The organism is Pseudomonas sp. Q11 (assembly GCF_024494355.1).
Lineage (GTDB): Bacteria > Pseudomonadota > Gammaproteobacteria > Pseudomonadales > Pseudomonadaceae > Aquipseudomonas > Aquipseudomonas hefeiensis.
Genome location: NZ_JAKNQY010000017.1, coordinates 26,271 through 38,555, shown reverse-complemented (window position 1 = coordinate 38,555; position 12,285 = coordinate 26,271). Strand labels below are relative to the sequence as shown.

The following is a 12,285-nucleotide window of genomic DNA, read 5'->3' as shown; positions in this document are numbered from 1 at the left end:
GTGGGGCATGGCGCCCGCCGTCAGCGCAGCATCTTCAGCCAGCGGGCTGGTGAAATGCCGAACGCCTGGGTATGCAACCGGGTCATGTGGCTCTGATCGAAAAAGCCGCAAGCCAGGGCTGCTTCACTCAATGGCATGCCATTAATGACCAGACGACGGGCTTTATTCAGGCGTCGCTGGTTGATATACCGATAGGGGCTGGTGCCATACAGCGCTCGAAAATCCCGGGACAGGCTCCATCGATCCCGGCCACTCGCCCTGACCAAATCATCCAGGTTGATGGGCTGGTCAAGGGCATCGTGAATAAACAGTCGTGCACGCTCTGCCGCCGAGTAGTCAATCAACCGCCGTCCACGCCGGTTACCCGCTGCGTTGTCGAGTGCCTGGGCCATATCGTAGATGCCGTCTTCTTCCTCAAGCGGATCGAGCGGATGATCCATGCAATTCAATAATCTGCGGGTAGCGACATTGAGGTGAGGATCGTTCGACAACCCTCCTTCGATGAAGGGCAAGGGTTTGCCGCCCAGCACTTGCTGGATCATTGACGGCTCAATGTAGAACATCCGGTAACGAAAGCCGTCGCTCGTGCCTGCTTCGCCATCGTGAACTTCATCCGGGTGCAGGACGATGGTTCCGCCAGGCTGGCTATGGCGTTTGCTATGGCGGTAATTGAAACTCTGAACACCGCAAAGCGTGACGCCGATGGCGTAGGTGTCATGCCGGTGGGTGGTATAGCCATGGCCACTGAAATAGGCTTCGATGCGTTCCATTTTTCTCGAATCAGGCGCCCGCACCAGCCAGTCGCGATCACGGTTTGATTGAGTCATTTAGACCGGCCTCTCGCTTTTGTCTGCACACGATACCTGTCTGATAGGCGTTGGAGCAGTAAAAAGCGAGAGCCGGACTCAGGTCGCAGAAAACTGCTCGTCACGCCGAGCAGCTTACTGATCCGTACAGCGCGTCGCTGTTTCAGATTTCTTTCACAGGTGTCTCGCCTTGGGCGCTCTTGATCAACCCGATGACGTGAAGGCAATCGGCCTTGTTCACATAGGATTCGCCGCTGGCGATCGTTTCGTGGTTGCCGGCTCTCAAGCGCCACCGCCACTGGCCTTTTCCAGTGCTATGGGTGCCTCGGCTTTGCCTGTAGATCTCAAAATACATGGGTTCGCTCCCTGCGATTAATTCATTCAAGACATGTTTTGAACATGTTGTCGCAGCCTAGCCAAGCTGGAGCTTTTCGCTATTGGAAATTCGTTTCCAATGATTATGAGATATTGCCAATAATTGCAGCGCTTTCGCTCAAATGATACGAATCGGGGACGGTGGATGAACCGCAATGAATTGCGCAAGGCTGACATCAATTTGATGGTGGTTTTCGAAACGCTGATGCTTGAGCGCAACGTGACACGGGTGGCGGAAAAACTGTTTCTGGGTCAGCCGACCATTAGCTCGGCCCTCAATCGGTTGCGCAAGATGTTCAACGACCCGTTGTTCATTCGCGTCGGTCATCGCATGGAGCCCACGGCGCGGGCCGAGGAGATCATCCAGCATTTGTCACCGGCGCTGGACTCGCTGTCGGTGGCGCTGAGCCTGACCCACGATTTTGACCCCGCCAGCAGCACCATGACGTTTCGCATCGGGCTGTCGGACGACGTCGAGTTTGGCCTGTTGCCGCCGCTGTTGCGCAGTCTGCGCGAGGAGGCGCCGCAGATTGTATTTGTGGTCCAGCACGTCGATTACTGGCGCATCCCTGATTTGTTGGCCTCGGGCGACATCACCGTGGGCATCAGTCAGACACGCGGGTTACCGGCCAATGCCAAGCGCAAACTGTTGCGTCATATTCAGCCCAGTGTGCTGCGGGCCGATGCATCGGACACGCCCTTGACCCTGGACGAATATTGCTCACGACCTCATGTGCTGGTGTCCCATACCGCCAACGTCGCCGGTTTTGTTGACGAGTGGCTGGCCGAAATCGGACGCAAGCGCCAGGTTGTGCTGTCCGTTCCGCAGTACAGTGCGCTGCCTGCGTTGCTGGCGGGCACCGATCTGATCGCCAGCCTGCCAGACTATACTGCCGCCGCCATGGCCGCTTCGGGCCAGTTGTTCAGTGAACCTTTACCGTTCAAAACCCCGACCCTGGACCTCTCCATGGTCTGGCTGAGCCATGTCGACAGTGATCCGGCCGAACGCTGGTTGCGCTCACGGCTGGAGGCGTTCATGAGTGAGCGCGGGGACTCGGCGCAAATCCTGAAACCGCTCCACGAAACAAAACCTGCGTGAGCAAAGTAAAGTCGAGGTATGGTTGCGACGGCTGAAACCACATCGTCATATTTTCGAACAGGAGTCGAACACATGCCTCACCTGCACATGGAGTACACCGCCAACCTGCCCAAGCTAGACGAAGGTGTCGTACTGTTGCGCCTGAATAATGCGCTGGTGGCATCCGGTCAGTTCGCTGCCGAATCGGACATCAAAAGCCGGGCTGTGAAAATCGAGAATTTCCTGGTGGGCACCGTTTTCGAAAAGCGAGGTTTCGTCCATGTGAAGCTGGCCTTGTTGAGTGGCCGTTCGCCAGAGATCAAGAAGCAGTTGGCCGAAAATCTGCTGGCGGTGATCCAGGATCTGGGCGACTGGCCAGCTGACGTTTCCGTGCAACTGTGCGTAGAAATCCTCGACATCGATCGAGGTCCTTATGCCAAGGCTATCGTCGGCGCTTGAGGGCAGGTGCTTCGGAGCTTGACGATCCGCTCGCGCAGCCAGACGCTATCGGCGGCCTGGCTGCACTGCGTTTCAAGGTAAATCCCGGCAGGCCTTCAGGCGCTTGATGGCTTGCCGGGCGGGATCAACCGTGGCCGCACCGGCATGACACAGGTTGATGCTCTGCAAGATGGCGCGCACATGGCAGTACATGGCCTCGGCTTTATACGTGGGGCGCATGCCGGTGCGGGTATTGATGAACAGCTCGTCGTCGAAACAGGTCCGCAGTTTCTTGAGGCAGTAGCTGACCGTTGACTGACTGACACACAACGCCTCGGATACACCGGTGACGCTGCTTTGCTCGTACACGGCGTTAAACACCATGAGGTCTTGCATATCGAGTTTTCTGAGGGAGTTACTGTTCAGCATCCGTTCTGTCTCTCGCTGTGCTCCTTGCGCGGATCTTGCGCAAACCAGACCTTTGATCCTAACGGAACGATCGTCCCAGGAGAATGCCAGGCCGCCAGTTTCACGGTCGGGAGTGGGACAGATAATGTAACGAACACGACGGATCGATCATCACTTGATCCGTTTGCCGATTGTTTAGCTCGTTGCGATCCAAGCTCCGTCAAATCAAGGTTTAACCGGCGTGGGTGACGTGGGACGCTGCAAGGGTGTGTTTCCTGTGATCTTTTTTATGGACGGTTGGCCTGCAGCAATCCAATACCCGTCATTCGCCGCAATGGGCCCGGTCGGCAGGTTTATGTCCGGTGTGTCCCCCACGCTTTGTGCGCTGCCCTCAGAACTGGCTTTTTGGGCTCTCTGGCATTGTCGTCACGCCCGTCCTCCAGATGCTTGTATTTCCTGTTGATCGTTAAACAGTGTTCGTTGACCGCGAGCACAGACTGACGGTGCTTTGTCGCCCGTCCGACATGAAAATACGAGCGTTCCCATGAGTTCTACTCCTCTTTCTTTTGCCCCCTTGCAACAAGCACAGGCGTTCCTGGCGCAAAACCCGGATATCGAGCTGTTCGAGTTGTTTATCCTCGACAGCAACGGTGTGCCTCGGGGCAAACTGCTGCACCGGGACGAGTTGTTGGCGGTCTACGAAAGTGGGCGGCCTTTACCCAGTACCATCCTCGGGCTGACCATCAACGGCGATGACGTCGAAAACTCCGGGCTGGTGTGGGATGTTGGCGACATCGATTGTCGGGCTTATCCCATCAGCGGCAGCTTGCAGCGAATGTCCTGGCGGCTGATCCCCACTGCCGCGGTTCAGGTCAGCATGCATCCTCAAGAAGGCATGCCGGCGACCATCGCCGATCCGCGTTACCTGCTCAGCCAAGTGATCGACGCTTTGCAGGCCGACGGTTATTACCCGGTGATGGCGGCGGAGCTGGAGTTCTATCTGTTGGACGCGCAGCGCGACAGCCTGGGCCGACCGCAACCGGCGCGGGACGCTGATGGCGGCCGCCCCCGCGCCACGCAGGTTTATGGGTTGCGCGAACTGGAACAGATCGAGCCGTTCCTGGCGGACCTCTACGCGGCCTGCAAGTCGCAGGGCATCCCGGCCCGAACGGCCATTTCCGAATACGCGCCGGGTCAGGTGGAAATCACTCTCCAACACCGCACCGATGCCTTGCAAGCCATGGATGAAGCGGTGCGCTACAAGCGTCTGGTCAAAGGCGTGGCGCATAAACACGGCATGCAGGCGTGTTTCATGGCCAAGCCGTTCGAGGAACTGGCCGGTTCGGGCATGCACATGCACGTAAGCCTGGCGGACCGCGAGGGCCACAATCTGTTTGCCAGCGAGGCCGCCGATGGCACGCCGCTGCTGCGCCATGCGGTGGGCGGGATGCTCGATACTTTGCTCGACTCACTGCTGATGTTCTGCCCGAATGCCAATTCCTACAGGCGATTCCAGAGCAACAGCTACGCGCCGCTGGCGCCGACCTGGGGCGTGGACAACCGCACAGTGAGCCTTAGGGTACCGGGCGGCCCGGCGTTCTCGCGGCACATTGAACATCGCATTTGTGGGGCCGACGCCAATCCCTATCTGGCCGCCGCGGCGATCCTGGCCGGCATCCATCGTGGCATCCGTGAGCAGTGTGATCCCGGTGCGCCGGTGCAAGGTAATGGCTACGCCCAGGCGAGCGAATTGCTGCCCACTGACTGGCTCACTACCTTGCGCACGCTTGAAGCTTCGACCTGGGCTCGGGAAGCTTTCGGTGATGAATTCCTTGGTGTTTACCTGGCGGTCAAGCGCGCCGAATACCGCCAGTTCATGGGCGAGGTGGGAGAGCAGGACTGGCGTTGGTATCTGAATCAGGCCTGAATTCAGCGACATGCTACACATGGGTTAAAACGTGTGGTTTGCCGTTAAAAAGGGCGGCTTAAAAAATTATTTATTAGCACTCTTTTCACAAAAAATTGATAGTGGGCTGCCTAAAGTTCGCGTTGCCGTAGGAAAAGGTTTTTTCATACTTTTCTTCGGCACTTTTTTTATAAAGAGCAACTTTCAGGAAACGGTCAACCATCATGCTGACTCTTAAACCCGTGCGCCCCGAGTGGATCACGCTGGTCGCCAGTGCCTTTTTATTAGTGGGCTTTAACGTCGTGCTCTGGCAGCACCTGCTTACCATCACGGCGGGTGGCGGCGGGGGCGCGCTGATCGGTGTGGCGTTTGGGGTACTGGTGTTGTTCGCCTTCAATCTGGTACTGACACTGGTGGCGTTCCGTGGGCTGCTCAAGCCTTTGCTGATAGTGCTTTTTCTGATCAGCGCCGGTGTGGCGTATTTCATGGCTCAGTATGGTGTGCTGATCGATGCCGGCATGTTTCGTAACTTCGCCGAAACCAATGCCACGGAAGTGCGTGATTTACTGTCGTTAAAGTTGTTTGTTTACCTCGGTTTGTTAGGCGTGTTGCCGTCCTGGTTATTATTGAAAACACCGATAAAGTATCGCCGCTGGCCCAGAGAGCTATTAAGCAAGTTAGTGGTGAGTGGGGTGTCGGCTGCGGTGATCGGCGTGGTCGCCCTGGCCAATTATCAAGGGTTGTCTTCGTTATTTCGCAATCACCATGAATTGCACTTGATGGTGGTGCCGAGCAACTACATCGGTGCGTCGATCGGGTACTTGCGTGAGCAGGTCGCGTCGGCCAAACAGCCGTTCATCACCTTGGGTGAAGATGCGAGTCGCAATCCGGTCTGGCAATCCCATGCCCGCAAGTCCCTGACTGTATTGGTGGTGGGGGAGAGCGCTCGTGCCGAGAACTTCGGCATCCTGGGCTACGACCGCGATACCACGCCGCAACTCAATCAAGAAGCCGGCCTGATCGCCTTCACTGATGTGCATTCCTGCGGTACCGAAACGGCGGTATCGGTACCGTGTATGTTTTCCAACATGGGCCGCAAGAATTACGACGCCAGCAAGGCCAGGAACGAAGAAGGCCTGCTCGATGTGCTCAAGCGCGCCGGGCTGGAGGTGATCTGGCGTGACAACCAGTCGGGCTGCAAAGGCACTTGCGATCGGGTCACCGTGCAGGACGTCAGCAATCTCAAGGACCCGGCGCTGTGCGCCAACAGTGAGTGTCGCGACGAAATTCTGCTCCAGGGCCTGCAGCATTTCATCGACACCCTCGACAGGGACACCGTGCTGGTGCTCCACCAAATGGGCAGTCACGGGCCGGAGTACTTCAAGCGCTATCCCAAGCAATACGAACATTTCACCCCGGTGTGCCAAAGCAATGCGCTGAACAATTGCAGCCGCCAGAGCATCGTCAATGGCTACGACAACACGCTGGTGTACACCGACCATGTGTTATCGACCCTGATCGACCTGCTGCGGGCCAATCAGGATAAGGTCGACACCGCGATGCTGTACCTGTCGGACCATGGCGAATCCCTGGGCGAGTACAACCTGTTTCTCCATGGCACGCCCTACATGCTCGCCCCGGAACAACAGAAACACGTGGCGATGCTGGCCTGGTTTTCCGACAGCTACCAGAAGTCCTTCTCGGTCGATACCCACTGCCTGCAACTGAGCCGGGACAAGCCCTTGAGCCAGGACAATCTGTTTCATTCGATGCTCGGGCTGTTGGAAGTCAACAGCAAGGTTTACAACCGGGACCTGGACCTGTTCGCCGGTTGCCGTGGCGCGGTCATTGACGGCGTGCTGGCCCGGCAGTGAGCGCCTCGACTTTTTTTTCACGTACCGGTGGTTAGCCTGTTCCTATTCATCTTTCCCAAGAGCGGTTGGTATGTCCGGGCAACCCCCATCCCCCGTAGAGATCGAGTTCGCCAGGCATCATGACCGGGAACACGCGCGCATCTGTCGTCAAGCGGTGCCCAAGCGACTGCGCCTGGCGTTCTGGCGTGACGAGCAACTGGTGCGTAATGCCTTGAAAGCCGCCGGTGAACCGGGACTGGTGCTGGATGTGACCTGTGGCGCGGGGCGGTTCTGGCCGGTGCTGGCCGAACATGCCAACCGGGTGATCCTGGCAGCGGACCCTTCGCCGGACATGCTCGATCATGCCCGAACCCACCATGGCGGCGCGTTGCTGGAGCGGGTCACGACCTTTCCCAGTTCGGCATTCACCCTCGGCCTGTCGGCTAACGCGGTGGACTGTATTTTGTGTCTGCAACTGTTTCGGCACGTCAGGGACAGTGAAGATCGGCTGGCGCTGTTGCGCGAATTTCATCGGGTCAGCCGTGACACGGTGATTGTGTCGGTGCAAATTGAAGGTCACCTCAACATCGGACCTGGGCCGCACCGCGGCCTGGCCGACAAGGCTGAAGTTGAAACCGAGTTTCGCCAGGCCGGTTTCAGCCTGCTGTGGTACCAGGATTTTCTGCCAGGGTTTGCGCTGAAGCGGGTTTATGCGTTGTGCAAGGCCGGTTAATTGCCGATGTAGGACTATTCTTGCCTTCACGCAGGCGATTTCTCTCAGGCTCCCGCTCTATGGATGCTCGCAATCGCTGACGGCGATATATACTGCGCGCCATTCTTCAAGGGAGAGCCGTGTGGCCATCGATATTCACTGGATTCGCGACAACGATAGCCTCGGTCAGTTTTGCGCCCAATGGCAGCAGTTGCCATTCGTCGCCCTCGACACTGAATTCATGCGGGTCGACACGTTTTATCCCATTGCCGGTTTGTTGCAGATCGGCGACGGCGAGCGCGCCTATCTGATCGACCCCTTGACCATCGACAACTGGAAACCGCTGGCCGCGTTGCTGGAAAACCCGGCAGTGCTCAAGGTGCTGCACGCCTGCAGCGAAGACCTTGAAGTGCTGCTGCGCTTGACCGGCAGCCTGCCCGCACCGCTGTTCGACACTCAATTGGCCGCCGCCTACCTGAACCTGGGTTTTTCCATGGGGTACTCCCGGCTGGTACAGGAAGTATTGGGCATCGAGTTGCCCAAGGGCGAAACCCGTTCCGACTGGTTGCAAAGGCCATTGTCCGAAACGCAGATCAGCTACGCCGCTGAAGATGCAGTGCATCTGGCGGAAGTTTTCGTACAGCTACGCCCGAAGCTTTCTGACGAAAAATACGCCTGGGTCCTGGAGGATGGCGCCGAGCTGGTGGCCAACCTGCGTCGCGAAGTCGACCCCTATGAGGTTTATCGCGAGGCCAAGCTGGCCTGGAAACTTTCCCGTGCTCAACTGGCCGTGCTGCGCGAGCTATGCGCCTGGCGCGAGCGGGAAGCGCGGGCCCGTGACCTGCCGCGCAACCGGGTCATTCGCGAGCATTCGCTGTGGCCTCTGGCCCGTACTCAGCCGGATAACCTCGGTGCGCTGGCGAAAATCGAAGACATGCACCCGCGTACCGTGCGCCAGGACGGCGAGTTCCTGTTGGAGCTGATTAAGCGCGCCGCCAGCGTGCCGCCCGAGCAATGGCCGCCAGCCGTGGCCGAACCCTTACCCATCGAGGCCTCAGCGCTGGTCAAGCGTCTGCGGGCACTGGGGCAGGCTGAGGCCGAGCGCCTGGGAATCGCCCCTGAACTGATGCTGCGCAAGAAAACCCTCGAAGCGCTGATCAAGAGCGGCTTTCCCGAGGGACCCTACCAATTGCCCGATTCGCTGCGTGGCTGGCGCCGCGAATTGATGGGCCAGGCGCTGCTCGACAGCCTGGCCACCGCCGGAGAACAGCCTTGAAACGTATCTGCTCGATCTACCGAAGCTCGAAGAAAAACGAGATGTACCTGTATGTGCTCAAAAGCGATGCCCTGGAGCGTGTGCCTGAACCCCTGATGACTGCCTTTGGCAAGGCGATCCATGCCTTTGACCTGGTGCTGAGCCCCGAGCGCAAGCTGTCCCGGGAAGACATCAGCCTGGTGCTGGAAAACCTCGATACCCAGGGTTATCACCTGCAGATGCCGCCGGCCGAAGACGAATACATCGAACATCTGCCTGAAGAGTTGCTGCGACGCAACGACCCGGTCTGACGGTACCCCGAGGCACCTTTCCCGGGCCTCTTGAAACACTGGAATGGTTTATTGGCGATGACCGCAAGGATGGAGCGACACTCTGTCGGCGGTCGTCTGCATAGTTTTTGAAAGGTTTGATCCATGCGCGTTCTGATTGCCGAACACGACCACGCGGTGTACGCCCAGCTTCTGCGACAGGCTGCACCCGATATCGAAGTCCTGACCAGCGGCGACTCCGCCGAGCTGTCGCGACTGGCCGCCGACTGCCTGGTCTGGCTGGGCCAGCCCGACCTGCTGGCTACCCTGGTGCGTCAAGGCCATCAACCCCGATGGCTGCAATCGACCTGGGCGGGCATCACACCGCTGCTGGCCGAGGGCTTGACGCGCGATTATCGTCTGACCCGTGCGGTGGGCATTTTTGGCCAGGTGATGGCCGAGTACGTCCTTACCTATATGCTCGGCCATGAGCGCGAGGTGCTGGCGAGGCTGGTCAGCCAAGTGGAGCGCAAGTGGGACAATCGTCAGGGTCAAAGCCTGGCTGGGCGCAAGGCACTGATCGTCGGGACCGGCGATATCGGCCAGCGCGTAGCGCAGTTCCTGGAGCCGTTTGGCGTGCAGTTGTATGGCATTGCCAGCGAAGCCCGGGAATTGGCGCCGTTCATCGAGGTCGGGGCGATGAAGGATCTGCCGCGCATGGTGGGCGAGGTGGATTACGTGATCAACCTGCTGCCCAACACGCCGGACACTCACGATATATATGACGCGACGCTGTTCAGGCAGTTCAAGCCCTCCGGCCTGTTCATCAATGTCGGACGCGGCGTGGCCGTGGTCGATGCGGATCTGGTGCAAGCCTTGAAGGAAGGGCACCTGGCCGGCGCGGTCATTGACGTTTGCCGTCAGGAACCCTTGCCTCAGCGGCATCCGTTCTGGACGGCCTGGGGCTTGCTGTTGACTGGCCATAGCTCGGCACCGACGTCGCCTGCGATGATGGTGCAGTTGTTTCTGGAAAACCTGCGGGCCTACCAGGCTGGCGAAACAGCATTGCGCGGGGAAGTGGATTTCGATCGGGGATATTAGACCGACCCAAATCAACTCGTGGGAGCGAGCCTGCTCGCGATAGCGGTTTGCCAGTCGACATCAATGCTGGCTGAACCGGCGCTATCGCGAGCAGGCTCGCTCCCACAGTGATCTTCAGCGGTCACCCAATCGGTGTTCTCGGCCAATCCACATACGGACTTCGCCAACGCAACGCCCTACCGACAGTCGCCCATGCTTGGCCTGAAGAGGCCCCGGCACTAGACTGACGGCCTTTTCACCACCTGATGCTGATTGCTTGAGCCATGGCCGCCAAAGTCGAACCGTTCTGGATACGTAAAACCCTCGATCAGCTTGATGCACAGGAGTGGGAATCGCTGTGTGATGGCTGTGGCCTGTGCTGTCTGCAAAAACTCGAAGACGAAGACGACAACAGCGTCTATTACACGCGCATTGCCTGCAAATTGCTGGACCTGAAGACCTGCCAGTGCACCGACTATCCCCGGCGCCGCGACTTTGTTCCCGATTGCATCCAGCTCACACCGGGCAAGGCCGATGAGTTCAAATGGTTGCCGCCGACCTGCGGTTATCGCCTGGTCAGCGAGGGCAAGGATCTGCCGCTGTGGCACCACCTGGTCTGCGGTGATCGCGATGCCGTGCACCACGAACGCATTTCCCAGTCCGGGCGCATGCTGGCCGAAGGCAGCGTGCCCGAAGACGATTGGGAAGATCATCTGATTTTTCGCGCTGGCTGAACGGCCAGGCATCGCACCATCAGGGAGAACCCATGGCAGCAGGATTGAAACGGATGCTGGCAGCCGGGCTGTTGGCGGTGTGTGGGCCGCTGTGGGCAGCGCAGAGGGTCGACCTGGATTATCACGTGCATCTGTTGCCGCAAAGCGATCAGGCCGAAGTGCGCTTGACGTTGGCACGGGGCTCGGCGGTGCGCAGCCTGGACTTCGACCTCGGCGATGGCAGCCGCTACAGCCACTTCAAGGCCGACGGTCAATGGCAACTCATTCCCGGCGAGGAAACACGCGGTGTTTGGCGTCCGCCCGCTGACAAGGCGAGCCTGACCTATCGCGTGCGCATCAGCCAGGCCCGCAAGAACGGCACTTTCGAAACCCGCATGTCTCCCGGCTGGGCCTTGCTGCGCGGCGATGACCTGGTGCCATCGGCCCGGCTCGACCAGCAGGACGGTGTCGAGCTGGTTGCACGTCTGGAGTTTGAACTGCCTGAAGACTGGAAGAGCATCGAAACGCCCTGGCCGCGCATCGGCAAGCAGCGCTTTCGCATCGACAACCCCTCGCGGCTGTTCGATCGACCCACCGGCTGGATGCTCGCCGGCAAACTCGGCAGCCGTCGCACACGCCTGGGAGAGACCGAGGTGACGGTGGCTTCGCCCCAAGGCCAGGGTATGCGCCGGATGGATGTGCTGACGCTGCTGACGTTCGTCTGGCCGCAGGTGCAGGCGCTGGTACCGCGCCATCCCGACAAGCTTTTGATCGTCGGCGCGTCAGACCCGATGTGGCGTGGCGCCCAGGCCGGGCATGAATCGATTTATCTGCACAGTCGCCTCCCTCTGGTCAGCGAGCGCGGCAATAGCCCGATGTTGCGGGAACTGGTGCAGATGCTGGTGCGCGTCAACGACCGTGAGCGCAGTGACTGGATCAGCGAAGGGCTGGCCGAGTACTACGCCATCGAATTGCTGCGCCGGGCCGGCGGCATGAGTGATGAGCGCTACCAGAGCCTGAATGACCGGCTCGCTCGGGACAGCAAAGGCGTCACCACCTTGCGCGGCGAGCAGATCGGCCCGGCGACGGTGGCCAAGGCGGTGTTGCTGTTGCAGGAGCTGGACCGCGAGATTCGTTTGAAAACCCGCAACAAGCGCTCGCTCGATGACGTGCTGCAGGCCGCCATGCGTCTGGAGACGGTCGATACCCGGGAGTTTGTGCAACTCAGTGAAAGTGTGTTGGGTGGGGGCTCCACCGTTCTGGATAGCAAGCTACTTCAGTAATACCGCTATCGCGGGCAAGCCTTGCTCCCACACTGGCTCTTTGCCGGATGAACTGTTTGGTAGGACTTGATCCTGTGGGGCAAGGCTTGCTCCCAGGCTGGATCTTTGC

Annotated in this window: 12 protein-coding genes and 1 pseudogene; 10 read left to right on the top strand and 3 right to left on the bottom strand. The window is 59.1% G+C overall.

Annotated features, from left to right (window positions below; all coding sequences use genetic code 11):
• Positions 1-20 precede the first annotated feature (20 nt).
• Positions 21-827, bottom strand: a complete 807-nt coding sequence (locus MA884_RS18020) for an AraC family transcriptional regulator (protein ID WP_256231767.1) — start codon at positions 825-827, stop codon at positions 21-23.
• A 142-nt stretch (positions 828-969) separates the two neighbouring features.
• The gene (locus MA884_RS18015; RefSeq protein WP_256231766.1) at positions 970-1,161 is read right to left on the bottom strand and encodes a DUF1508 domain-containing protein; all 192 of its coding nucleotides are present in this window, start codon (positions 1,159-1,161) and stop codon (positions 970-972) included.
• A 165-nt stretch (positions 1,162-1,326) separates the two neighbouring features.
• Between MA884_RS18015 and MA884_RS18010 the strand changes: the two genes are divergently transcribed.
• Entirely contained in the window at positions 1,327-2,280 is a 954-nt protein-coding gene (locus tag MA884_RS18010) for a LysR substrate-binding domain-containing protein (protein ID WP_256231765.1), read from the top strand.
• Positions 2,281-2,352: 72 nt separating this feature from the next.
• Positions 2,353-2,718: a 5-carboxymethyl-2-hydroxymuconate Delta-isomerase gene (locus MA884_RS18005; RefSeq protein WP_256231764.1), complete on the top strand. Its 366-nt coding sequence runs from the start codon at positions 2,353-2,355 to the stop codon at positions 2,716-2,718.
• Between the two features lie 105 nt (positions 2,719-2,823).
• Here the strand turns inward: MA884_RS18005 and MA884_RS18000 are convergent.
• A pseudogene (locus tag MA884_RS18000) lies at positions 2,824-3,126 on the bottom strand (LysR family transcriptional regulator); the annotation flags it as partial.
• A gap of 523 nt (positions 3,127-3,649) precedes the next feature.
• Here MA884_RS18000 and MA884_RS17995 point away from each other — a divergent pair.
• The 8 genes from MA884_RS17995 (at position 3,650) to MA884_RS17960 (ending at position 12,176) form a co-directional block, all read left to right on the top strand.
• Positions 3,650-5,032 carry a glutamine synthetase family protein gene (locus MA884_RS17995; protein WP_256231763.1) on the top strand — a complete coding sequence of 461 codons (1,383 nt, stop codon included), beginning with the start codon at positions 3,650-3,652 and terminating at the stop codon, positions 5,030-5,032.
• 203 nt (positions 5,033-5,235) lie between these two features.
• Positions 5,236-6,885, top strand: coding sequence for a phosphoethanolamine transferase (locus MA884_RS17990; RefSeq protein ID WP_256231762.1), 1,650 nt, complete (start codon positions 5,236-5,238; stop codon positions 6,883-6,885).
• A gap of 70 nt (positions 6,886-6,955) precedes the next feature.
• Positions 6,956-7,597, top strand: coding sequence for a class I SAM-dependent methyltransferase (locus MA884_RS17985; protein ID WP_256231761.1), 642 nt, complete (start codon positions 6,956-6,958; stop codon positions 7,595-7,597).
• Positions 7,598-7,718: 121 nt separating this feature from the next.
• Positions 7,719-8,852: a ribonuclease D gene (gene rnd, locus MA884_RS17980; protein WP_256231760.1), complete on the top strand. Its 1,134-nt coding sequence runs from the start codon at positions 7,719-7,721 to the stop codon at positions 8,850-8,852.
• Positions 8,849-9,142, top strand: a complete 294-nt coding sequence (locus MA884_RS17975) for a YcgL domain-containing protein (RefSeq protein WP_256231759.1) — start codon at positions 8,849-8,851, stop codon at positions 9,140-9,142. Before rnd ends, MA884_RS17975 begins: the two co-directional genes overlap by 4 nt.
• Positions 9,143-9,265: 123 nt before the next feature.
• Entirely contained in the window at positions 9,266-10,201 is a 936-nt protein-coding gene (locus tag MA884_RS17970; protein WP_256231758.1) for a D-2-hydroxyacid dehydrogenase, read from the top strand.
• 263 nt (positions 10,202-10,464) lie between these two features.
• Positions 10,465-10,914, top strand: coding sequence for a YcgN family cysteine cluster protein (locus tag MA884_RS17965; RefSeq protein WP_186656064.1), 450 nt, complete (start codon positions 10,465-10,467; stop codon positions 10,912-10,914).
• A gap of 32 nt (positions 10,915-10,946) precedes the next feature.
• Entirely contained in the window at positions 10,947-12,176 is a 1,230-nt protein-coding gene (locus MA884_RS17960; protein WP_256231757.1) for a hypothetical protein, read from the top strand.
• Positions 12,177-12,285: the final 109 nt, after the last annotated feature.

Excerpts from the sequence above, each read along its gene's own strand:
- MA884_RS18020 (WP_256231767.1), bottom strand. The coding sequence starts at position 827 with ATGACTCAATCAAACCGTGATCGCGACTGGCTGGTGCGGGCGCCTGAT.
- MA884_RS18015 (WP_256231766.1), bottom strand. The coding sequence starts at position 1,161 with ATGTATTTTGAGATCTACAGGCAAAGCCGAGGCACCCATAGCACTGGA.
- MA884_RS18010 (WP_256231765.1), top strand. The coding sequence starts at position 1,327 with ATGAACCGCAATGAATTGCGCAAGGCTGACATCAATTTGATGGTGGTT.
- MA884_RS18005 (WP_256231764.1), top strand. The coding sequence starts at position 2,353 with ATGCCTCACCTGCACATGGAGTACACCGCCAACCTGCCCAAGCTAGAC.
- MA884_RS17995 (WP_256231763.1), top strand. The coding sequence starts at position 3,650 with ATGAGTTCTACTCCTCTTTCTTTTGCCCCCTTGCAACAAGCACAGGCG.
- MA884_RS17990 (WP_256231762.1), top strand. The coding sequence starts at position 5,236 with ATGCTGACTCTTAAACCCGTGCGCCCCGAGTGGATCACGCTGGTCGCC.
- MA884_RS17985 (WP_256231761.1), top strand. The coding sequence starts at position 6,956 with ATGTCCGGGCAACCCCCATCCCCCGTAGAGATCGAGTTCGCCAGGCAT.
- MA884_RS17970 (WP_256231758.1), top strand. The coding sequence starts at position 9,266 with ATGCGCGTTCTGATTGCCGAACACGACCACGCGGTGTACGCCCAGCTT.
- MA884_RS17965 (WP_186656064.1), top strand. The coding sequence starts at position 10,465 with ATGGCCGCCAAAGTCGAACCGTTCTGGATACGTAAAACCCTCGATCAG.
- MA884_RS17960 (WP_256231757.1), top strand. The coding sequence starts at position 10,947 with ATGGCAGCAGGATTGAAACGGATGCTGGCAGCCGGGCTGTTGGCGGTG.